The sequence below is a fragment of the Streptomyces sp. NPDC057099 genome (genome assembly GCF_042671245.1).
GTDB classification, from domain to species: domain Bacteria; phylum Actinomycetota; class Actinomycetes; order Streptomycetales; family Streptomycetaceae; genus Streptomyces; species Streptomyces purpurascens.
Window position 1 is genome coordinate 36,730 of record NZ_JBHUTX010000004.1, and the last position, 20,701, is coordinate 57,430.

Annotated in this window: 23 protein-coding genes; 8 read left to right on the forward strand and 15 right to left on the reverse strand. The window is 68.7% G+C overall.

All coding sequences use genetic code 11. From position 1 onward, the window contains the following. The 3 genes from ACFT4A_RS07010 to ACFT4A_RS07020 all read left to right on the forward strand — a co-directional run bounded on the left by ACFT4A_RS07010 (nt 1) and on the right by ACFT4A_RS07020 (nt 4,418). Entirely contained in the window at nt 1-1,383 is a 1,383-nt protein-coding gene (locus tag ACFT4A_RS07010) for a PP2C family serine/threonine-protein phosphatase (protein WP_382826683.1), read from the forward strand. Between the two features lie 99 nt (nt 1,384-1,482). Continuing rightward, nucleotides 1,483-2,829: a VWA domain-containing protein gene (locus ACFT4A_RS07015; RefSeq protein WP_382826684.1), complete on the forward strand. Its 1,347-nt coding sequence runs from the start codon at nt 1,483-1,485 to the stop codon at nt 2,827-2,829. Between the two features lie 32 nt (nt 2,830-2,861). Beyond that, nucleotides 2,862-4,418, forward strand: a complete 1,557-nt coding sequence (locus ACFT4A_RS07020) for an FHA domain-containing protein (RefSeq protein ID WP_382826685.1) — start codon at nt 2,862-2,864, stop codon at nt 4,416-4,418. 12 nt (nt 4,419-4,430) lie between these two features. Here the strand turns inward: ACFT4A_RS07020 and ACFT4A_RS07025 are convergent, their stop codons facing one another. Next, on the reverse strand, nt 4,431-5,420 hold the full coding sequence (locus ACFT4A_RS07025) for a methyltransferase domain-containing protein (protein WP_382826687.1): 990 nt from the start codon (nt 5,418-5,420) through the stop codon (nt 4,431-4,433). 66 nt (nt 5,421-5,486) lie between these two features. Here ACFT4A_RS07025 and ACFT4A_RS07030 point away from each other — a divergent pair, with 66 nt between their 5' ends. Continuing rightward, nucleotides 5,487-5,900: a globin gene (locus tag ACFT4A_RS07030; RefSeq protein WP_184592781.1), complete on the forward strand. Its 414-nt coding sequence runs from the start codon at nt 5,487-5,489 to the stop codon at nt 5,898-5,900. 21 nt (nt 5,901-5,921) lie between these two features. Here ACFT4A_RS07030 and ACFT4A_RS07035 read toward each other — a convergent pair whose 3' ends face one another. The 5 genes from ACFT4A_RS07035 to ACFT4A_RS07055 form a co-directional block, all read right to left on the reverse strand. Next, nucleotides 5,922-6,590 carry a hypothetical protein gene (locus tag ACFT4A_RS07035; protein WP_382826689.1) on the reverse strand — a complete coding sequence of 223 codons (669 nt, stop codon included), beginning with the start codon at nt 6,588-6,590 and terminating at the stop codon, nt 5,922-5,924. After that, the gene (locus ACFT4A_RS07040) at nt 6,587-7,000 is read right to left on the reverse strand and encodes an acyl-CoA thioesterase (protein WP_382826690.1); all 414 of its coding nucleotides are present in this window, start codon (nt 6,998-7,000) and stop codon (nt 6,587-6,589) included. The genes ACFT4A_RS07035 and ACFT4A_RS07040 overlap by 4 nt, the downstream gene beginning before the upstream one ends. Before the next feature lie 6 nt (nt 7,001-7,006). Next, nucleotides 7,007-8,671, reverse strand: coding sequence for an energy-dependent translational throttle protein EttA (gene ettA / locus ACFT4A_RS07045; protein WP_382826692.1), 1,665 nt, complete (start codon nt 8,669-8,671; stop codon nt 7,007-7,009). 146 nt (nt 8,672-8,817) lie between these two features. After that, the gene (locus ACFT4A_RS07050; RefSeq protein WP_382826693.1) at nt 8,818-9,228 is read right to left on the reverse strand and encodes a PIN domain nuclease; all 411 of its coding nucleotides are present in this window, start codon (nt 9,226-9,228) and stop codon (nt 8,818-8,820) included. After that, complete coding sequence (locus ACFT4A_RS07055) at nt 9,225-9,440, reverse strand: type II toxin-antitoxin system VapB family antitoxin (RefSeq protein ID WP_215121345.1); 216 nt, start codon at nt 9,438-9,440, stop codon at nt 9,225-9,227. Before ACFT4A_RS07055 ends, ACFT4A_RS07050 begins: the two co-directional genes overlap by 4 nt. Before the next feature lie 189 nt (nt 9,441-9,629). Here ACFT4A_RS07055 and ACFT4A_RS07060 point away from each other — a divergent pair, with 189 nt between their 5' ends. Beyond that, complete coding sequence (locus ACFT4A_RS07060) at nt 9,630-10,112, forward strand: hypothetical protein (RefSeq protein ID WP_382826695.1); 483 nt, start codon at nt 9,630-9,632, stop codon at nt 10,110-10,112. Nucleotides 10,113-10,241: 129 nt separating this feature from the next. On the opposite strand, the gene ACFT4A_RS07065 is transcribed toward ACFT4A_RS07060, so the two are convergent. After that, nucleotides 10,242-10,847: a hypothetical protein gene (locus tag ACFT4A_RS07065; RefSeq protein WP_382826697.1), complete on the reverse strand. Its 606-nt coding sequence runs from the start codon at nt 10,845-10,847 to the stop codon at nt 10,242-10,244. 361 nt (nt 10,848-11,208) lie between these two features. Here ACFT4A_RS07065 and ACFT4A_RS07070 point away from each other — a divergent pair, with 361 nt between their 5' ends. After that, on the forward strand, nt 11,209-11,484 hold the full coding sequence (locus ACFT4A_RS07070; RefSeq protein WP_382826698.1) for a hypothetical protein: 276 nt from the start codon (nt 11,209-11,211) through the stop codon (nt 11,482-11,484). 121 nt (nt 11,485-11,605) lie between these two features. Then, nucleotides 11,606-12,274, forward strand: a complete 669-nt coding sequence (locus ACFT4A_RS07075) for a hypothetical protein (protein ID WP_382826700.1) — start codon at nt 11,606-11,608, stop codon at nt 12,272-12,274. 848 nt (nt 12,275-13,122) lie between these two features. Here ACFT4A_RS07075 and ACFT4A_RS07080 read toward each other — a convergent pair. Further along, nucleotides 13,123-13,389 carry a hypothetical protein gene (locus ACFT4A_RS07080; RefSeq protein ID WP_370869158.1) on the reverse strand — a complete coding sequence of 89 codons (267 nt, stop codon included), beginning with the start codon at nt 13,387-13,389 and terminating at the stop codon, nt 13,123-13,125. Continuing rightward, nucleotides 13,389-13,895: a hypothetical protein gene (locus ACFT4A_RS07085; protein WP_215121347.1), complete on the reverse strand. Its 507-nt coding sequence runs from the start codon at nt 13,893-13,895 to the stop codon at nt 13,389-13,391. Before ACFT4A_RS07085 ends, ACFT4A_RS07080 begins: the two co-directional genes overlap by 1 nt. Before the next feature lie 340 nt (nt 13,896-14,235). Between ACFT4A_RS07085 and ACFT4A_RS07090 the strand changes: the two genes are divergently transcribed. Continuing rightward, the gene (locus ACFT4A_RS07090; RefSeq protein ID WP_382826702.1) at nt 14,236-14,454 is read left to right on the forward strand and encodes a hypothetical protein; all 219 of its coding nucleotides are present in this window, start codon (nt 14,236-14,238) and stop codon (nt 14,452-14,454) included. A gap of 463 nt (nt 14,455-14,917) precedes the next feature. Here the strand turns inward: ACFT4A_RS07090 and ACFT4A_RS07095 are convergent, their stop codons facing one another. From ACFT4A_RS07095 to ACFT4A_RS07120, 6 genes are all read right to left on the reverse strand, one after another. Beyond that, complete coding sequence (locus ACFT4A_RS07095) at nt 14,918-15,139, reverse strand: hypothetical protein (RefSeq protein ID WP_184592772.1); 222 nt, start codon at nt 15,137-15,139, stop codon at nt 14,918-14,920. Between the two features lie 83 nt (nt 15,140-15,222). Then, nucleotides 15,223-16,194, reverse strand: a complete 972-nt coding sequence (locus tag ACFT4A_RS07100) for an N-acetylglucosamine kinase (protein WP_382826704.1) — start codon at nt 16,192-16,194, stop codon at nt 15,223-15,225. Then, nucleotides 16,185-17,450: a 6-phospho-beta-glucosidase gene (locus tag ACFT4A_RS07105; protein ID WP_382826706.1), complete on the reverse strand. Its 1,266-nt coding sequence runs from the start codon at nt 17,448-17,450 to the stop codon at nt 16,185-16,187. Before ACFT4A_RS07105 ends, ACFT4A_RS07100 begins: the two co-directional genes overlap by 10 nt. 6 nt (nt 17,451-17,456) lie before the next feature. Beyond that, on the reverse strand, nt 17,457-18,350 hold the full coding sequence (locus ACFT4A_RS07110) for a carbohydrate ABC transporter permease (protein WP_382826707.1): 894 nt from the start codon (nt 18,348-18,350) through the stop codon (nt 17,457-17,459). After that, nucleotides 18,347-19,291, reverse strand: a complete 945-nt coding sequence (locus tag ACFT4A_RS07115) for a carbohydrate ABC transporter permease (protein WP_382826709.1) — start codon at nt 19,289-19,291, stop codon at nt 18,347-18,349. Before ACFT4A_RS07115 ends, ACFT4A_RS07110 begins: the two co-directional genes overlap by 4 nt. A 29-nt stretch (nt 19,292-19,320) precedes the next feature. Next, nucleotides 19,321-20,658, reverse strand: coding sequence for an ABC transporter substrate-binding protein (locus tag ACFT4A_RS07120; protein WP_382826710.1), 1,338 nt, complete (start codon nt 20,656-20,658; stop codon nt 19,321-19,323). Between the last annotated feature and the right edge of the window lie 43 nt (nt 20,659-20,701).

The following is a 20,701-nucleotide window of genomic DNA, read 5'->3' on the forward strand; positions in this document are numbered from 1 at the left end:
ATGTCGCAGATGCCCCAGTTGTCCGCCTGCCCGAGTTGCGAGGAACCCCTCGAATCGGGTGACCGTTTCTGCGGCGCGTGCGGATATGACCTGTCCGCCGTGCCCGAACGGCCGCAGGACAACCCGACCATCACCATGAACGGCTCGGTGCCCGCCCAGGGCGCTCCGGCCGGTGAGTATCCCGAGCGCCCCCCGGCGCCACCCGGCGGCGCGCCCTGGCCCGCCCCGGGGACGGCGGACCCTCAGGCCCCGGCACCGGGTGTCCCCCTGCCACCGGAGGCGCCCCCGGCCACCGGCGTACGGTTCGACCGGAGGCCGCAGCCCGACGGACATGCCGCACCGCCGGAGACGTATCAGACCCAGCCGGATCACAGTCACCCCGATCAGAGCCAGCCCGACGAGTACCTCCTCCAGGCACCGGACCCACGGGTGTCCGCCGAGCCCGCGGCCCCGGCCGCCGGCGCCGGCGGCAAGGTCTGCGTGGCCTGCCGTGCCGGCCGTGTGGACGACGACGGCTACTGCGAGAACTGCGGCCACGCCCAGCCGCGTGAACGGGACCACATGGAGCAGGAGTCCGGCCCGATGGCCGCGGTCAGCGACCGCGGCCTGCGCCACCACCGCAACGAGGACGCGTTCGCCATCGGCACCACCGCGCTGCCCGACGGCACCCCCGCCTCCGTGGCGATCGTCTGCGACGGAGTCTCCTCGGCGACCCGTCCCGACGACGCCTCCCAGGCCGCGTCGAAGGCCGCGAGCGAGGCGGTGCTGGCCGCCCTGCCGCGCGGCACGCACCCGCAGCAGGCGATGCACGACGCGATCGTCGCCGCCTCACGCGCCGTCAACTCGCTCGCCGCCGAGCCCGCCACGGCCCTGGAGCAGGCCCCGCACCAGAACGCCCCCGCGTGCACCATCGTCGGCGCCGTGGTGACGTCGGGCCTGCTGATCGTCGGCTGGGTCGGCGACAGCCGCGCCTACTGGGTCCCGGTCGACCGGAGCGCTCCCCCCGCCCGGCTCACCGAGGACGACTCGTGGGCCGCGCAGATGGTCGCCGCGGGCCTGATGAACGAGGCCGAGGCCTACGCCGACGAGCGCGCGCACGCGATCACCGGCTGGCTCGGCGCGGACGCCTACGAACTGGAACCGCACACCGCCGCGTTCAAGCCCGACCGGCCCGGCGTGGTGGTGGTCTGCACGGACGGCCTGTGGAACTACGCGGAGGCGGCCGAGGAGATGGCCCGGGTCCTCCCGCTCGACGCCGCCGCGCATCCGCTGCACAGCGCCCGGGTGCTCATCGGCCACGCCCTGGACGGTGGGGGCCACGACAACGTAACAGTGGCCCTCGTGCCGTTCCCCGCCGTGCCCCAGGGGGCAGGATCGGCCTGAGGCCACGTACGGGGACGCCTCGGCGGACCGGAGGGGACCGGTCCGCCTACCGTCATCACCCCGCTCAGGTGGGGGCTTTCGAGGGGGATCGAAGCAGGCATGGCCATTTTCTCGAAGTCGAACGTGCCGCAGTTCTCGGTGGACGTGTACCAGAACGAGTACCTGCCGGAAGGCACCGGCGAGGTCAACGCCATCGTCACGGTGACGGCGACCGGCGGCGGCACGATCGGCAGCGCGGTCGCGGCGCCCCACGTCTACTCGCCCGGTGAGGGCCCGTCCGCGGCCGTGGCGGTCATGGTCGACTGCTCGGGGTCGATGGACTACCCGCCGACCAAGATGCGCAACGCCCGGGACGCCACGGCCGCCGCGATCGACACCCTGCGCGACGGCGTGCACTTCGCGGTGATCGGCGGGACGCACGTGGCCAAGGAGGTCTACCCGGGCGGCGGGCGCGTCGCGGTCGCCGACGCCACCACCCGCCAGCAGGCCAAGCAGGCGCTGCGCTCGCTCAGCGCGGGCGGCGGCACGGCCATCGGCACCTGGCTGAAACTCGCCGACCGTCTGCTCTCCTCCGCGGACGTCGCCATCCGGCACGGCATCCTGCTCACCGACGGCCGCAATGAGCACGAATCGTCCGAGGACCTGAAGGCCGCGCTCGACGCGTGTGCCGGGCGTTTCACCTGTGACGCGCGCGGCGTGGGCACGGACTGGGAAGTGAAAGAAGTCACAGGGATCGCCTCCGCCCTGCTCGGGACCGCCGACATCGTCGCCGATCCGGCCGGGCTCGCCGCCGACTTCACACAGATGATGGAAACGGCGATGGGCAAGGAGGTCGCGGACGTCTCCCTGCGGCTGTGGACCCCGGTCGACACCACCGTGAAGTTCGTCAAGCAGGTCGCGCCGACGGTCGAGGAACTGACCGGCAGGCGCACCGAGGCGGGCCCCCGCGCGGGCGACTACCCCCTTGGTTCCTGGGGCGATGAGTCCCGTGACTACCACGTCTGTGTCGAGGTCCCGGCCGCGCACATCGGGCAGGAGATGCTCGCGGCCCGGATCTCGCTGGTCATTCCGCAGCCCGACGGCAGCGTCCAGAACCTCGGCGCGCAGGGCCTGGTGAGGGCCGTGTGGACCGACGACATGGTCGCCTCGACGTCGATCAACCCCCAGGTCGCCCACTACACCGGGCAGGCCGAACTGGCACAGGCCATCCAGCATGGGCTGGACCTTCGCAAAGCGGGAGATATGGACGGAGCAACGGCCAAACTGGGCCGGGCCGTTCAGCTCGCGAGTGCCTCCGGGAACGCCGATACTGCGAAACTGCTTGCGAAGGTGGTGGACGTGGTCGATGCCGCGACCGGTACTGTGCGACTGAAGGCGAAGGTTCAGGAGGCCGACGAGATGACGCTCGAGACCCGGTCCACCAAGACCGTTCGTGTAAAGAAGTGACCTAGAAGAGATCGAAGGAGGGACGGGCCGACATGCCGACCTGCCCGAACGGACACCAGTCGGGTTCCGACGACTGGTGCGAGGTCTGCGGTCACCGCATGGCGGGTGCCGTGCCTCCGCCCCCTCCACCGCCCCCGCCCGGCGGCTACGGCTTCCCGCCCCCCGGCGGCCCGGGTGGACCCGGCGGTCCCGGTGGCCCGCCCGGAGGTCCCGGCGGTCCTGGTGGACGACCTCCGCACCTGTCCGCCGTACCGAACGCCGAGCCGGAGCTCTGCCCGCAGTGCCGTACGCCGCGTGAGGGCGGCGCACCGTTCTGCGAGGAGTGCCGGTGGAACTTCCTGACGAACACGGCGACCTCGTACACCCCTGCGGCCCCGCCCCCGCAGGCGCCCGGCCCGGGCGTACGTTTCCAGCCTCCGGGCCAGCCCGGTCCCGGTCCGTCGGGTCCGTCCTACGGCGGCGGTGACTCGTACGAGTACCAGGGCTCCCGTCCGTCGCAGATGAACCGTCCGGCCGAGCCGATCCCGCCGTTCGGCAACGATCCCTCGGGCCCTCCGCCTCCTCCCGGCGGCGGTTTCCCCGGCCCGGGCGGCCCCGGTGGCCCTGGTGGCCCCGGCGGCTACCCCGGTCCCGGCGGTCCTCCCGGACCTGGTGGTCCTCCCGGCCCCGGCGGTCACCCCGGACCCGGTGGCCCTTCCGGCCCGCCCGGATTCGGTGCCGACCCCTCGCGACCGGTCCCGCCGCCGCCCGGCCCCGGCGGCCCTGGTGGCCCCGGCGCTCCGCAGGCCTTCCAGCAGTCCGGCCCGCCGGCCCCGCCCGGATTCCCGCAGGAGACCCAGCGGCCGCCGCAGCAGGGCGGTCCCTTCGGCGGCGGTGAGGACGACTGGGTGATCTCCCCGCCGACCTCCGGCCCGGGCGGCCCCGGTGGTCCGGGCGGCCCCGGCGGCCCCGGTCCCGGTCCGGGTCAGGGCGGCTACGGCTTCCCCCCGCCCGGCGCGACGCAGGCCCCGCCCGCTCCCGGTCAGGGCGGCGGCTACGGCTTCCCCCAGCCGGGCGCCACTCAGGCACCTCCCGGCCCCGGTCAGGGCGGCGGCTACGGCTACCCGCAGCCGGGCGCGACCCAGGCCCCTCCCGGTCCCGGCCAGGGCGGCTTCCCGCAGCAGCCCCAGGCGCCGCAGGGACCGTCGACCTGGACCGCGACCATCGGCCCGGACCGCGACTACTTCATGGCGATGATGCAGCGCTCCGGCCCCGAGGCCGCGGGCCTGAACCTGCCCGCGTACTCGCCCGAGCAGCAGCGCACGCTCACCGGCAACCAGCTCACGATCGGCCGCCGTCGGCACTCCACCGGCGACACCCCCGACGTCGACCTGGCGGTGCCGCCGGAGGACCCGGGCGTCTCGCACCAGCACGCGGTGCTGGTCCAGCAGCCGGACGGCAGTTGGGCGGTCGTCGACCAGAACTCGACGAACGGCACGACGGTCAACGGCTCGGACGAACCGATCCAGCCGTTCGTCCCCGTCCCGCTGCAGGACGGCGACCGGGTGCACGTGGGCGCCTGGACGACGATCACGATCCGCCGGGGCTGAGCCCCACCAGGATCAAGAGGGGAGGGGCCAGGCGTACGGCCCCTCCGGGTCGTCCAGCCAGGCCCATTCATGCTCGCCGCTGACCGTGATGCCGTAGCGCTCCCGCTGCGGCATGCCCTCCTGCTCCCACAGCGCGTGCGCCTCCTGCGGATCGAGGGTGCCGCGGGTCAGCGTCAGCAGGAAGCGGAACAGGTCGTCCTCCCTGGCCCTGCGCGGCACCCCGCCCAACTGGGCGGGTTCTCCCCAGGGCCGGATCCCGCCGCGCAGCGGCACGAAGTAGGCGGGCGTGTGCAGGAACCGCCCCTCGGCATGCCCGGCGTCGCTCACCGTCAGCACGATCAGGCCGGTGCCGAGCGGCATGAGGATCCGGCCGCCGGGACGGCTCTGCGCGAGCCAGGCGCGCGGCACGGTGTTCAGGGCGCAGGTGGCGATGATCCGGTCGAACGGCGCACGCTCGGGCACGCCCCGGGCACCGTCGCCGGTGACGACGACCGGCCGGTATCCGGCCGCTGCCAGGTGCCGGCGGGCCGACTCGGTGATCTCCGGGTCGAGATCGACGGTGGTCACCTTGTCGTCGCCCAGCCGGTGGGCGAGCAGCGCGGCGTTGTAGCCGGTGCCGGCGCCGATCTCCAGGACCGTGTCCCCGTCCGTCACGCACAGCGCGGCCAGCATGTCCGCCATCAGGGACGGCTGGCTGCTGGAGGAGAGCAGTTCGCCGTCGCGCAGCCGCGTCGCCAGCGGGGTGTCCTCGTAGGCGCCGACCACCCACCGCTCACGCGCCCGGGGGTCGGGGCTCTCGCCCCAGCGCCGTTCGTAGCCGCCGGCGACGCCGACGTAGTAGTACGGCACGAACAGATGGCGGGGGACCGTCGCGAACGCCTCGCGCCACACCGGGTCGGCGGCCCAGGCCCCGCTCGCGTCGATCCGGCGCACCAGTGCCGCCCGCGCGGAGGCGGCGAGGCCGTCCGGTTCCGGTTCCCTGTCGGGAGCATGACCGCCCATACCCCCACAGTAAGGGCAGGGAGGGCGGTCCTAGGCCTTGAGTCCTATGTCCCCGCGTCTGAGAGCATGGAGGGCGTGAATGAGATTCGGCGCGGCACGCTTCAGGAGCAGACCTTCTACGAGCAGGTCGGCGGGGAGGAGACCTTCCGCCGGCTCGTTCACCGTTTCTACGAGGGAGTGGCCGAGGACCCGCTGCTGCGGCCCATGTATCCCGAGGAGGACCTGGGCCCGGCCGAGGAGCGCCTGGTGCTGTTCCTCATCCAGTACTGGGGCGGCCCCACGACGTACAGCGACAACCGCGGCCATCCCCGCCTGCGGATGCGGCACGCGCCCTTCACGGTCGACCGTGCGGCGCACGACGCCTGGCTGAAGCACATGCGGGTCGCCGTCGACGAACTCGGGCTGTCCGAGGAGCACGAGCACACGCTGTGGAACTACCTGACGTACGCGGCGGCCTCGATGGTGAACGCGCCGGGCTGAGGGTGAGAGACGGCGGCGGGTTCAGCGGACGCTGACGTCCAGCGCCCCGAGCCCGGCACGTCGTACGGCGACGGATCCGTACGGCGTGCGCAGCCGGAGCCACGCGCCCGAGGAGAACAGCCCCAGCGGCACTCCCGGCCGCAGGAAGCCCAGCGACTGCGCGGCGTGCACGACCCGCACGGGGAGGCGGGTGTCACCGACCGTACGGGACCAGATGTCCCGCCCGATCCGGTCCAGCTCGGCCCTGGTGCGCCCCTCGGAGGGCAACTCCTGCGTACGGGACCGGAACTCGGCGACCACGGCGGCGACCAGCGACCGCAGGGCGTCCGGCGCCGGCAGCCCCGGCTCGGGCCGCCAGCCGCCGCGCGGCGGCAGTACACCGGCCCACGGCGGCCCGGTCACGGCACCCGGCACGACAGCCGTGGCAGCCTTCTCGTCCACCGACTCCAGCAGCTCACCGGCGGACACGGTCACATCGAGCGTGACGTCCAGCCCGTTCTCGTACGGCTTGGCCAGCCGCACCGCGCGCACGGCCAGCACCTCGAAGGACGGCGGCCGTCCGAAGACGGCCAGTGCGGTGCCCGCCGCCTGCAGGCGCACCGCGGCTCCACGGTCGTAGTGGAGCAGCCGGGAGAGGAAGGCCGCGAGATCCGCCGCCTCCCCCTCGTCGACGAGGTGCAGGACCGTCATGCGGCGACGGCCTCCTCCTCCGCGTCGTCCGTGTACTCCTCGAGGAACTCCCGCTCCTCCGCGGTGATCCGGCGCGGGCGCTGGGCCTCGAAGTCGAACGGCACGACCACCGTCGAGGCCCGTACATAGACCACGTCGTCGTCCTTCACCTCGTAGGTGATGGTGAAGGACGCGGCCCTGATCTCGGTGATCCACAGCTCGATGTCCACCGGGTGGTGCCGGTGGACGAGCTGCCGCTTGTAGTCGATCTCATGGCGTGCCACCACCGACCCCTGCTGGAAATCCTTCTCCGGCCGGAAGAGGAAGTCGATACGGGCTTCCTCCAGGTAGCGCACGAAGACCGCGTTGTTGACATGGCCGTACGCGTCCATGTCCGACCAACGCAGCGGGCAGCGGTAGTTGTGCCGCAAGATCGATCAGCCCCGGGTCAGCTTCTTGTAGGTGGCGCGGTGCGGACGGGTGGCGTCCGGGCCGAGCCGCTCGATCTTGTGCTTCTCGTACGACTCGAAGTTGCCCTCGAACCAGAACCACTTGGACTCGCCCTCGTAGGCGAGGATGTGCGTGGCGACCCGGTCCAGGAACCACCGGTCGTGGGAGACGACCACGGCGCAGCCGGGGAACTCGAGCAGCGCGTTCTCCAGGCTGCTCAGGGTCTCGACGTCCAGGTCGTTGGTCGGCTCGTCGAGGAGCAGCAGGTTGCCGCCCTGCTTGAGGGTGAGCGCGAGGTTCAGCCGGTTGCGCTCACCGCCGGAGAGGACACCGGCCGGCTTCTGCTGGTCCGGGCCCTTGAAGCCGAACGCGGAGACGTAGGCACGGCTGGGCATCTCGACCTGGCCGACGTTGATGTAGTCGAGCTCGTCGGAGACCACGGCCCACAGGGTCTTCTTCGGGTCGATGTTCTCGCGGCTCTGGTCGACGTACGAGATCTTGACGGTGTCGCCGACCTTGATGGAACCGGAGTCCGGCTCCTCCAGGCCCTGGATCATCTTGAACAGGGTCGTCTTACCGGCGCCGTTCGGGCCGATGATGCCGACGATGCCGTTGCGCGGCAGCGTGAAGCTGAGGTCGTCGATGAGGACCTTCTCGCCGAAGGCCTTGCTGAGGTTGTTGATCTCGACGACGACACTGCCCAGACGCGGGCCCGGCGGGATCTGGATCTCCTCGAAGTCCAGCTTCCGCATCTTCTCGGCCTCGGCCGCCATCTCCTCGTAGCGGGCCAGACGCGCCTTGGACTTGACCTGACGGCCCTTGGCGTTGGACCGCACCCACTCGAGCTCTTCCTTCAGACGCTTCTGCCGCTTGGCGTCCTTCTGGCCCTCGACCTTGAGGCGCGCGGCCTTGGTCTCCAGGTACTTCGAGTAGTTGCCCTCGTAGGGGTAGAGGCGGCCGCGGTCGATCTCGCAGATCCACTGGGCGACGTTGTCGAGGAAGTACCGGTCGTGAGTGACCGCGACGACGGTGCCCGGGTACTTGGCCAGGTGCTGCTCCAGCCAGTTCACCGACTCGGCGTCGAGGTGGTTGGTGGGCTCGTCGAGCAGCAGCAGGTCGGGCTGCTCCAGCAGCAGCTTGCACAGCGCGACGCGGCGGCGCTCACCACCGGACAGGTTGGTGACGGGCCAGTCGCCGGGCGGGCAGCCCAGCGCGTCCATCGCCTGCTCCAGCTGCGCCTCGAGGTCCCAGGCGTTGGCGTGGTCGAGCTCCTCCTGGAGCTTGCCCATCTCGTCCATGAGCGCGTCGGTGTAGTCGGTCGCCATCTGTTCGGCGATCTCGTTGAACCGGTCGAGCTTGCCCTTGACCTCGGCGACACCCTCCTGGACGTTCTCCAGGACGGTCTTGTCCTCGGTCAGCGGCGGCTCCTGCAGCAGGATGCCGACGGTGTAACCGGGCGTGAGGAAGGCGTCACCGTTGGACGGCTGCTCCAGACCCGCCATGATCTTCAGGATCGTCGACTTGCCGGCGCCGTTCGGGCCGACGACGCCGATCTTCGCTCCCGGGTAGAAGCTCGTCGTCACGTCGTCGAGGATCACCTTGTCGCCGTGCGCTTTGCGCGCCTTGCGCATGGTGTAAATGAACTCAGCCAAGAGAAACCGTCCGGCAGCTTGAAACTGGCAGTGGGCAGATACACCCCATCTTGCCGTACGGCCAGGCCTTGGCGGAAACGCGTATGGCCGGGGGCGGCTGAACTGGGGGTTCGCGGCTGTCGGCTGGTTGATCTATGAGGTGTGTGTCATCTGAGGTCGATCATCCGTACCGGTTGGCCGGTGGTACGGGCGATGGTCTCGAAGTCCCGGTCGTGGTGCAGCAGCGTGAGTCCGGCCTCTTCGGCAGCGGCGGCCAGGAGCAGATCGACCGGGCCCGCGATGCGGTGCTCGCCCTTGGCTGTGAGCTGCTCCTGCACGACGCGAGAGCGGCGGTAGACGCCGTCCGGCATGGGGCACCAGGCGTAGTGGCCGTCGAGCGCCGCCTTCAACCGCGCACGGTCCGCCGCCGAACGGGCCGAGCAGAGGACCTCGAGCTCGGTGATGTCGCAGATCGCGACGAGGCCGGCGGCGATCCGGTCGTCCCACTCGGCCGTGTTCTGGCCCAGCAGGACGCGCGCCAGTGCGGAGGTGTCGATGAGGTAGTCGGCGACGCTCACGGCCGGTACGTGCTCTTGTCCAGGAGGAGGTCCATGTCCAGCGCACCGTCGGCCACCAGCTCCCGGGCCTCATCGAGCGCGCGCAGCCGCCGGTAGCGGGCGGTGACCTCCCGCAGGGCGGTGTTGATGGTGTCGCGTTTGGTGGTGGTGCCGAGTTCCGCGGCGGCGGCCTCCAGGGCCTCGTCGTCGAGATCGATGACTGTGCGGCTCATGGTGACCTCCTTGTGAATACGGTGGTGTATATCAGTATACAAGATCGAATGTATCTGGCGGGTTTCTGTGGACGGCCGTGCTCGGTGGGTGGGCCGGGCTCGCTTGAACCAGTGGGGAACGCCTGAGTCAGGCCGTAGCGGATCCACTGTCCATGTCCGGGGGCAGCGGGCACATGGGAGTATCCGGGCGTGGAGATCACGGCGGCCCTGCGGCCGATGCTTGGCTCGCTCGCCAAGCCGGACGGCGTCTTCGGCCGTGTTGGGCGAGCTGATGCCGGCACCGTTGAAGAGCATGTCTATGGCCTCGTTCTCGAGGCGCAGGAAGCCTGGGCGCCCTATGCGGTAGCGGGCGCGCAGGGGCCGACTTCGCCTGCCGAGGTGGGCGAGGCATTGAAGAAGACCACTGAGGAACAGGCTGTGGCTCTCATGACCTGTCTGTCTGCGGAGGATCTGGTCTACCCGGGCCGGATGCGTCGTGACCCTGAGCATGCGCGTCGAGCCGCCGAGCGAGTGGTGAGGTTGTTGGGGTGGGACGCGGTCTGGTGGACGAACATCGAACCGTTCGATGGGGGGCATGCGTGGAACCCGGTGAGCCGGCACACCTTTGACGGGGTAGTCGCCGGCGTGGGCAATGGTGCTGTTGTTGCTCTGCTTCAGGTGGGCGATGACTGACGTAGGGAAGCCGTGAACCTGAGCACTGCTTTAGGAGAGCGGGTGTGGTGTCTTGCCGATGACCCGCGGCTCTGTTCGTGGAGCTACCGGGTCAGGTGCGTCCTCCAGGCAGGGAACGGGCTTCGCTCGTCAGTCGGCGGTCGCGCCGGGGCGGGGATCGGCCGACCGGATGCAGTCACCGAGGGCGGGAAAGGGCACTGGTGGACCGGCCGCCGCGCGAACCGCGTTCAGGCTGGCGCTGTCCGTGTCCAGGCTGACGACCACTGGGTGGGGAAGCACGTAGAACTCCCACTGGGCCGTGTCGAGCGGGTTGTAGACAGCGTGTTCACGGGCGGTCTGGACGGCGAAAACGTAGACGTCGGTGTTGTACGACTTCGCCTCGGAGTAGCCGCGATCGGGTGACCACGTGCGAGCGTGGAGCCCAGTGAAGCGGATTTGGGACGGTGCTCGTTGATCCCAGGCTTGCAGGTATGCCCCGGCCTTGACTTCGATGCGCAGTCCGTCGTCGGTCTCGACATCGTGGCTTGCCCATTCCACACGGGGTTTGGTGGAACCGATCGCCTGGTGGACCAGAAATTCGGCGAACAGGCCGCGTGTGTTGTTCATGCGGAGGTCCGGCATGGCGAACCGCCAGAAGTCGACCACGGTCGCGTCCGGGACGCCGACGATTGCCTCGTCGCCGCGGAGCGGGGGCATGGGGCGCGGGGTCAAAGGCAGACGAGCAGACTCCTCCATGGGCCGCAGTCTGCCAGGTCGGTGGGGCATCGACTCTTGCGTGTCTGCTACCGACAGTCCTTGCCAAGGCGCTGGTTGGACCGCATCGAAGGGCGGAGCCGATTCCGCGCTCCGAAGCTCCGCATTTCAGCAAGGGGCAAGGCTCGAAGCTCCACGCGTACGCCAGGGAGTGCGTAGGGCGCCCGGACTCGGTGCGAACGGCCTTGAATGAGACGGAAACTGAGACAGCACAACTGGCTGAGGGACGGGAGTCCTTCGAATCACCCTCGCTCGATGTGTGCTCTGGGTCACACTTGAGTGCTCGGTCGAAGTTGGGGGGATCATGAGTAGTTCACACATCAACGCGCCCATTCGAGCCCGTATGTACGCGAATTCCTGGCACAAGGTCATCTGGGTCGTGGTGGTTGTGCTGTCGGCTGGCCTTCTCGTACCGCCACTGTTCTTCATCGCAGCCAAGAAGCGCGTTGTCAGCATGGCCGTGCCAGCGGTCTACGCAGCCGTCATCTACGGCTCAGCAATCCTGGGATCGTTGCTCGGCAATCCGAAGAACTGGGTGGGCGGTGTACTTTCGATCACGATGATCACCGGTGCTGTGCACGCGGCCATCCTCGACGTCGATTGGAAGCCTGGCCGGTGACCGCCGGGACGGCGGAACGATCTGTTCGGCTCGAGTGAGTGTCATCGCCTGCAGCAGCACTCCTGCTATGTCATCCAATACGCTGAGGCAGACGGCAATGTCGTCGGTGTCCGGGGGTCTGATGGAGCAGCTTCAGAAGCTCGTAGTCCGCTACGGCGATTGCGAACAGGAGCCTGTGCGCTTTCGCCCAGGAACATGGCGCTCATGGCTGGAGCCGCACGGAGCGGCGCGGGTACTCGACATCGGCGTTGGATGTGCCAACGGGCTGAGTGGCGACCGTCTCATCAGCCGGGCTGACTTGGCCGATCTCCGTGACGGCGGTGGTGACGATCCCGACAGTCTGCGTGACCTGTTCGTAGCCGTCATGGTCTGGGGCTCCGGCATCACAAACGGACGCGGGCCGCGGTATACCGAGGCCGCCCTGTCCGACGCCCGCATGCCCGCTGTCCTCCGGAGCACACGCCAAGCGGTCCGAGAAGGCGACCTGAGTGGGGCCTACCGGCAGTTCGTCCTCAACGGGGTGCGGCGATCCTTCTTCACGAAGTGGTTCGCGGCCGTTGACGACCGCAGCGCCACGTGTGACCGAGCCTTGATTCTCGACGATCGGGTCTTTCGTTCATTGAACGCCCTCGGGTGGTCCAGTTGGCAGGCGGCCGGCACTCGCCATTGGCCGACCCGATACGCCACCTACGTCAGCTCCATGCATGGTTGGGCCTCGTCTCTAGGAGTCACAGCGGACTGGCTTGAGTGGCTTCTCTTCCATCTGAACGGCCGCGTGGACGAGCCCTGAGTTTGCCGAGGTGGTCGACGATGCGGTCCGCTGAAGAGCACTATCCAGGACGGCGCCGACGCCGTGATCATTTCACTGCCGACCGCTGAACCTCGGGGCTTCACCCAGGCCTTCTGCCACCTGCGAGCCGCCGACGCCACCAAAGGTCAGAGCGCCACTGCCGACGGTCGGCAAACGGGTCGGGAAGGGTGCGCTTGAGGTACACAGTGTCCAGAGAGACCACTTGGCGCCTCAACTCGGCACGAGCCCGGACAGGAAGCAGTTCCAGGACCAGCTCGAGCACGTCGCGGGCATGCCTCACGTCGTCAAAGGAACAGCCGCGGCACGAGCACTCCGCGGCTTGCGGATAGACAGGCCGACGTCCAGGCGGTTCCAGAAACGCTTGGTAACGCCGCAGCGCACGGTCTGTGGCACCGGGATAGACGTAATAGTCGGCCGACAGCCTCTCTGCTCGATGTATCGCGAGGCTGGTGCGGGCAGAGAGCCCATGGATCCGATCCGGCGGCGGGTCTTCCCAGACGCGAGGACCTTGCTGTTCGAGGCGCAGGGCGCCAGGCCGTCTACGCGGCATCGGCCTTTCGGTATGCAGTCATGAACGTCATCATGCCAGCACCCACGCCCCTGCGGTCAGGAGTAACGGGACAAGCTAAACCGGACCCGTTTGAAACGGCTGCTACTGGCCGTCCTCAGCCTCAATCCAGCCAGACCGAAGGCGCCGTAGCTCGCCCTCCATGATCTCCACGACGAAGAATTGTGCACCGCCATCGACCTCACCACAGCTCGGTGCCCTCAGACCGCGAGATCCTGATAGCGGCAAGGCAACGTCAGCGGTAGTTACTCGAAGACGGTCAATCAGGTGGTGGAGACTTGGCCGCAACGTCGTTCTCGCCCGCTTTGGAGTCCTCCATCAGCTGCGCAACGGCTCTCTGTACCGCCTCTTCGTTGTCAACGTCGCTCACCGTGATTGCGATCGTTTTCCCATTCCGTTCGATAGTGATCGTCGTACTTGCCCTGCGTCCACGGGTTGCCCGCCAAGCTATGATCGCCGCTGCGAAAGATGCTGCGGCGACTCCGCCGGAGAGAGCGCTGCCGATTACTGCGAGAAGTGGGCCCATTACTGCTCCAACTCTGCCACTAGGGCACCGCTAAAGCTGGTGACAAGAGCAGTCGAGAAAAACCACAATGAATAGGTGCACACGAAAGACTCGTCTATTCGCTGCTTGTCGCCCAGGGCTGCAGAAATATCAGCGAACCACAGTGTCGTGAAGACAGCGATCAGGACGTTTCCGCAGCCTAGGAGTCGAGGTATGACTCCGAATCTCGCATGCTTCATAGTGAACGCCTGCCCCGCAGCGGCAGCGGACAGCCCGGTTGCGACGATTAACAACTCGCCGTGGCCGATAAGGTCCGTCAAGGTTCTTTCGCTACCGCGCGTTGCGCCGATGAAGTAGCCGGCAATGATTGGCATGACTGCGAAGACAACGCCGAATGTAAACCAATTGACCATTTTGACGGTCGCCAGCTTCCATTTCGGGTGCGTGGTCGCGCCCGGCGTCGTGTGGCCAGGCGGCGACGCCCCTGCAGTGCTACTCCCAGGCGTACCGGTTGAAGAAGTCGACATGAGCCCCCGTTCTGCGCTCAGTGCAGCGTCGTCTCGTATTTGTAGCGCAGAGCACGGCGGTCAGGCAGGGTTTTCGCGGTCCCGAAGCCAGTCATCATTGACCGCGAGCAATGCTCGAGACTTGTGGATCGAGCTCGGGAAGCGCACGAAGGGCGTATGTTCCCGAGTGAACGACTGATGGTCATCTCGGGGTGCCGCAGGTGGACGCTGTGGCAGGCAGCCCCGTACGTGTCTCGTACTGGTCGGTGCCGATGGGCCCGGCGGCGATGCTTTGTTCCCCGCTTGCCGTCGTCCGGCTGATCGCCGCCGGGCGGCGCAGCGCCGGCCCGGGGGAGGGGGAGTGAGCGAGACCGCGTGCGAGCCGATCCCTGATTCCCCTCAAGTGACGCCCACGCAGACCGCCTTCGTGCGCTTCGCCGATCACTGCGCCACCTGCCGGACGTGCTGCGCCATGGACGACGAGGGAGCCAACCTGAACCTCCCCTGTGCGGAGCAGGACCGGCTGCGCGAGGGGTATCGGCAGGCGGGCCGTGCGGCCGGTCGGGGAGGGGGCCGGTGAGCGGGTTCACGAGTGCGGTGGAGCGGAGGCTGCCGCTCGCCGAGCCGGAGCCCGTGAGCGGCTGTGCGGAGTGCCGGTGGTTCGGCAGTCAGCGGGAGGCTGCCAGGGCAGCGAGAGACAGGTCTCGTGTCTCCGATGGCAAGGTCCGGATTCGTCGTCACCCTCACGGATCGCGCCGTGATCGTCGACGTGCCCGTGTGACGTCTGAATCCGGGGCGAGCGTTATCCCTGGCGGGTAACCGATACAGGCCCGAGGTCCTGACCTGGGGCGACGAACGGCTCGTCCTCTCCGAAGTCCGGGGCCTGGAAGGGGTTCCTGGCCGGCGGGGGCGATGCTGTGGCAGGGGAGCTGGGCGGTCCGTCCGGGGCGGAGAACGGCGAGGTCAGGTCGATGAGAGGTCTCCCTTTGAATCCAAGCCCCCCGTTGGGACCTGGCATGCGGTGAGCGGGTGCTGCGGTCGTACTACAGCTTGGTCATCTTCGCGTACGGGCTCAGGATCCGCTGCTCCACCGAGCCGCCGAAGTTCACGAGCGCCGCGATTCCCTCCTCGATGCCGATCACCCGGCCGAGACCGTAGATGTCGTGGGTGACCTGGTCGCCGACGGCGAAGTGCTTGGGAGCCGGCACGACCGGGGGTTTGAAGGGGCTGGTGGGCAGGTGACGCTTCGCGGAAGGCTTTGTCATTGCCTCAGTATGCGCCCGCGGGTACCCCAGTCACAGCGGCCGTCCACGGAGGCTGTTCGAGCGCACGCCCGCCCACCCCCGTCTCACACCCCGAAATGCGCCCGCAACCGCCCCTGCGCCCCCTCCCTCGACCCCACCCTGTCCAGCCCGAGGAGGGCCGCGCCGAGGACCGGGCCGGCCGTGACCACCTGCGGGATCGCCTTGGGGGCCCGGTCGGCCAGCAAGTTCTGGATCATGGTGTTCAGTTGCGGGTGCTCGGCGGCCAGGACGCCGCCGCCCAGGAGGACCGGGGTCGGTTCGTCCACCAGGTCGAGGCGGGTGAGGGCCACCACGGCCATGGAGACCACCTCCTCCGCCTGACGGTCGACGATCGCGCGGGCGATGGTGTCGCCGTCCGCCGCCGTCGCGAAGAGGACCGGTGTCAGCTCGTGGCGGCGGGATTGCGCTACCTGGCCCAGATGCAGCGCCTCGATGAGCGCGTACATGGATGCCAGGCCGAAGTGGGCGGGGAGGGTCCGGGACAGCGATGTGGCGGGGCCGCGGCCGTCCTCCGCACGTGACGCATGCCACATCGCCTCTTCCGAGAGGCCCCAGCCGCCGCCCCAGTCGCCGGAGACCCTGCCGAGGGCCGGGAAGCGGGCCGTGCGGCCGTCGGGGTGCATGCCGACACAGTTGATCCCGGCGCCGCAGACGACCGCTACGCCCCGGGGTTCCGTCACGCCCGCGCGCAGGATCGCGAACGTGTCGTTGCGGACCACCCCTGTTGTCCCCCACGCTCGTGCGTGCAGCGCCCTCTCCAACTGGTCCTCCTCGGCCGGGAAGTCCGCGTTGGCCAGGCACGCCGAGACGTGGGTGACGGAGGTGAGTCCGGCGGTGGTGAAGGCCCGGGTGACCGTCTCGGCCAGCGTGTTCATCGCCGTCTCCAGGCCGACCGACGGCGGGCGGAAGCCGCCCCCACGCGCCCTGGCCAGGACTTCTCCGTCCGCCGTCACGATCGCCACGTCCGTCTTGCTGTTGCCGGCGTCGATGGCGAGGACGGTCGCGGTCAGGCCCACGCGAGGTGCTCCCGGTTGTGTGCGATCAGTCGGTCCGTGAGTGTCTCGGCGTACTCGTACTGGGCGATGAGGGGGTGGGAGAGGAGCGCCTGGAAGACGCGCCTTCGGCCGCCGTGCAGGGCCGCCTCCAGGGCCAGGTGCTCGTACGCCGTCACGTTCGCCATCAGGCCCGCGTAGAGGGGGTCCACCGGGGCGACGGGGAGGGGGGACGCGCCCTTCGTGCCCACCGCCGCCTGTACCTCGATCACCGCGTCGTCGGGGAGGAACGGGAGCGTGCCCCGGTTGTACGTGTTCACCACCTGGTACGGGGTGCCGGCGCCGCCCAGCAGGGCCGCCGCCAGGTCCACCGCCGCCTCCGAGTAGTACGCGCCGCCCCGTTTCGCGAGCAGCTCCGGCTTTTCGGACAGGGCCGGGTCGGCGTACATCGTCAGCAGTTCCTTCTCCATCGCCGCGACCTCGGCCGCCCTCGACGGCTTCGTCCGCAGTTCTCGGACGACCTCGTCGTGCGCGTAGTAGTAGCGCAGGTAGTACGACGGGATCACACCCAGGCAGTCGAGCAGCGCGCGCGGCAGACGCAGGTCGCTCGCGATCGTGTCGCCGTGGTCCGTCAGGAGCTTGGGCAGGACGTTCTCGGCCTCCGGGCCGCCGAGGCGTACGCCCGTTTCCCAGGTGAGGTGGTTGAGGCCTACGTGGTCCAAGTGGACGTCGGGGGGCTCGACGCCCAGCAGCGCCGCGAACTTGCGCTGGAGACCGATCGCCACGTTGCACAGGCCTACCGCCTTGTGGCCCGCCTCCAGCAGGGCGCGGGTCACGATGCCGACCGGGTTGGTGAAGTCGATGATCCAGGCGTCGGGGTTGGTGCGGCGGACGCGGTCCGCGATGTCGAGGACGACCGGGACCGTGCGGAGGGCCTTCGCGAGGCCGCCGGCGCCGGTTGTCTCCTGGCCCACGCAGCCGCAGTCGAGGGGCCAGGTCTCGTCCTGTTGGCGGGCGGCCTGGCCGCCGACGCGGAGCTGGAGGAGGACCGCGTCCGCGCCGTCGACCGCGCGGTCGAGGTCGGTCGTGGTGGTGATGCGGCCGGGGTGGTCCTGGCGGGCGAAGATGCGGCGGGACAGGCCGCCGACCAGGGCCAGGCGGTCTTCGGCCGGGTCCATCAGGACCAGTTCCTCGATGGGGAGGGTGTCCCTGAGGCGGGCGAAGCCGTCCACGAGTTCGGGGGTGTAGGTCGAGCCTCCGCCGACCACGGTGAGTTTCATCTGCGTCTAACCCTTTACTCCGGTGAGCGTGACACCCTCTACAAACGCCTTCTGGGCGAAGAAGAACACGAGGATCACGGGGGCCATGACCAGCACGGTGGCGGCCATGGTGAGGTTCCAGTCGGTGTGGTGGGCGCCCTTGAACGACTCCAGGCCGTAGGAGAGCGTCCAGGCGCCCGGGTTCTCCGAGGCGTAGATCTGCGGGCCGAAGTAGTCGTTCCACGCGTAGAAGAACTGGAAGAGGGCCACTGCGGCGATGCCCGGTTTCGCCATCGGGAGGACGACCTTGAGCAGGGTGCGCAGGTCGCCGCAGCCGTCGACCCGCGCCGCGTCCAGGTACTCGTCGGGGATCGTGGTGAGGAACTGGCGCAGCAGGAAGATCGAGAACGCGTCGCCGAACGCCATGGGGATGATCAGGGGCCAGAGCGTGCCGGAGAGGTCCAGCTGCTTCGCCCAGAACAGGTACATCGGGATGATGATGACCTGCGGCGGCAGCATCATCATCGAGATGACCAGCATCAGGGCCAGATTGCGGCCTCGGAAGCGGAACTTGGCCAGGGCGTAGGCCACCGGGATCGAGGAGACCACCGTGAGGGCCGTGCCCAGGAACGCGTAGAACAGGGTGTTCTTCCACCAGGTGAGGAAGCCGGGGGTGTCGAAGACCCTGCGGTAGTTGTCCCACTCCCAGGTGTGCGGGATCAGGTCGCGGCTGAGCGCTTGGCTGTCGCTCATGAGCGAGGTGAGGAAGACGAAGACGAAGGGGAGGGTGAAGAAGAGGGCCGCCGCGATGCCCAGGGAGTGGACCGCGATCCACTCCAGCAACGCCCTTCGGTGGGCCGTGCGTTCCGCGGGGGAAGGCGGCGCCTTCACATCCAGGGGTCTGTCGAGCAGTTGCGTCATCGTTCACCTGCGTTGATCAGGCCGCCCTTGCGGCGCATCAGGAGTGCGGTGAAGGCCATGGAGAGGGCGAAGAGCACCAGGGCCACCACACAGGCGGAGCCGTAGTCGAAGCGCTGGAAGCCCAGGTTGTAGACGAGTTGGGGCAGGGTGAGCGTGGACTTGTCCGGGTAGCCGGGCTCGAACTGCGTTCCCGCGCCCTGGATCACGCCCGAGGCGACCTTCCCGGCGATCAGCGGCTGTGTGTAGTACTGCATCGTCTGGATCACGCCCGTGACGACCGCGAACATGACGATCGGGGAGATGTTCGGGAGCGTGACGTAGCGGAAGCGCTGCCAGGGTGTCGCGCCGTCCAGTTCGGCCGCCTCGTACTGCTCCTTCGGTACGTCGAGCAGTGCCGCCATGAAGATGACCATCAGGTCGCCGATGCCCCACAGGGCCAGCAGGGTGAGGGCCGGCTTCGACCAGGCGGGGTCGTTGAACCAGCCGGGGGTGGGGAGTCCGGCCTTCTCCAGGAGGGAGTTGACCGGGCCCGTGCCGGGGTTGAGGAGGAAGGCGAAGGCCATGGTGGCCGCCACGGGCGGGGCCAGGTAGGGCAGGTAGAAGAGGGTGCGGAAGACGCCCGTCGCTGTCTTGATCTTGGTGATCAGCAGGCCCACGCCCAGGCCGAAGGCGACCCGGAGCGTGACCATGATGACGACCAGCCACAGGGTGTTGCGCAGGGCGGGCCAGAAGAAGGGGTAGTGCTCGAAGACGTACGTCCAGTTCTTCGTGCCCGACCAGGCCGGCGGCTTGAAGCCGTCGTACTGCATGAAGGAGAAGTAGACGGTGGAGAGCAGGGGGTAGGCGAAGAAGACCGTGAAGCCGATCAGCCAGGGGGAGAGGAACGCGAGGGTGCGGAGCGTCGAGCGGCGGTGTTTCGCCCGCAACGTATAGGTGCTCATGGTGCTACCGGGGCTCATGATGCTCATGGCTACTTCGCCTGCGCGATGTCCGTGTCGATCTGCGCGGCCGTCTTCTTCAGGCCGGCCTCGAGATCGGTCGTCTTCCCGCTTTCGTAGGCGTAGCCGAACTCCTGGACCGTGGTGAGGTAGACGCCGCCGTTGATGGACGCGGGGGCGGTGGTGGAGTTGGGGTTGGCGGCGATCTCCAGGAACGTCTTGAAGCGCGGGTCGTACTTCAGCTTCGGGGACTTCAGGGCCGCGAGCGTCGAGGGGACGTTGTGGATGGCGTTGGAGAAGTTCACCACCGCGTCCGTGTCCGTGGTCATGTACTTCACCAGCTCCCAGGCGGCGTTCTGCTTCTTGCTGGTCGCCGCGATGCCCGCGATGGTGCCGGTGATGTAGCCCTTGCCGTACTGGTCGGCCTGGTCGTCGGGGACGGGCAGCGGGGCCACGCCGATGTCGAACTTCGGCTTGGTGTCCAGGGCCATGCCGAGGCGCCACTCGCCGTCGAGCTGCATGGCGACCTGGCCGGTGTGGAAGGGGTGCTTGGGGCCCCACTCGTCGCCGAGCTTGGAGCGGTAGGTCTCCAGCTTGCGGTAGCCGCCGAGTTCGTCGACCAGCTTCTTCTGGACCGTGAACGCGGCCTCGAACGCCGGGTCCTTGCCGACGTTCGACTTGCCGTTCTTGTCGAAGTACGTGGGGGAGAACTGGCCGAGGTAGTGCTCGGTGGTGGTCTCCCAGCCGTGGTAGTTCGGCATGAAACCGAGCTGCTCGTAGGTGTCGCCCTGGGTGATCGTCAGCTTCTTGGCGACCCGCTCGAATTCCGACCAGGTCTTCGGCGGGCTGGTGATGCCGGCCTTCTCGAACGCCGTCTTGTTGTAGTAGAGGCCGTACGCGTCGCCGAGGAGGGGGACGGCGCAGCGGTCTCCGTCGAACTGGGTGTACTCGTTCATCGCCTTCGGGAAGGTCTTCTCCGGGTCGACGCCGGACTTCTCGAAGAACGGGTTGAGGTCCACCAGGGCGCCGGAGGAACAGAACTTTCCGACGCTGTTCGTGGTGAAGGACGAGATCACGTCCGGTGCCTTGTCGCCGCCGGTGCGCAGGGCCTGGTTGATCTTGTCGTCGGTCATGTTGCCGACGACGTTGACGTGGATGTTGGGGTGCGCCTTCTCGAAGCCGTCGACCAGGGACTGGACGGCCTTCACCTCGCCCGGCGCGCTCCAGGCGTGCCAGAAGTTGATGGTCGTCTCCTTCGAGGCGTCGTCGCTCGCGGCGGAATCCGACTGGCCGGTGCACGCGGTGGCGAGGAGGGCGAGGGAGGCGGAGGCGGCGAGCGCGAGGGCTGTTTTTCTGGATATTCCGGGCATGGCGGAGCTCCCTGAGGCACGGGGGAAGAGAGGGAAGGAGGGA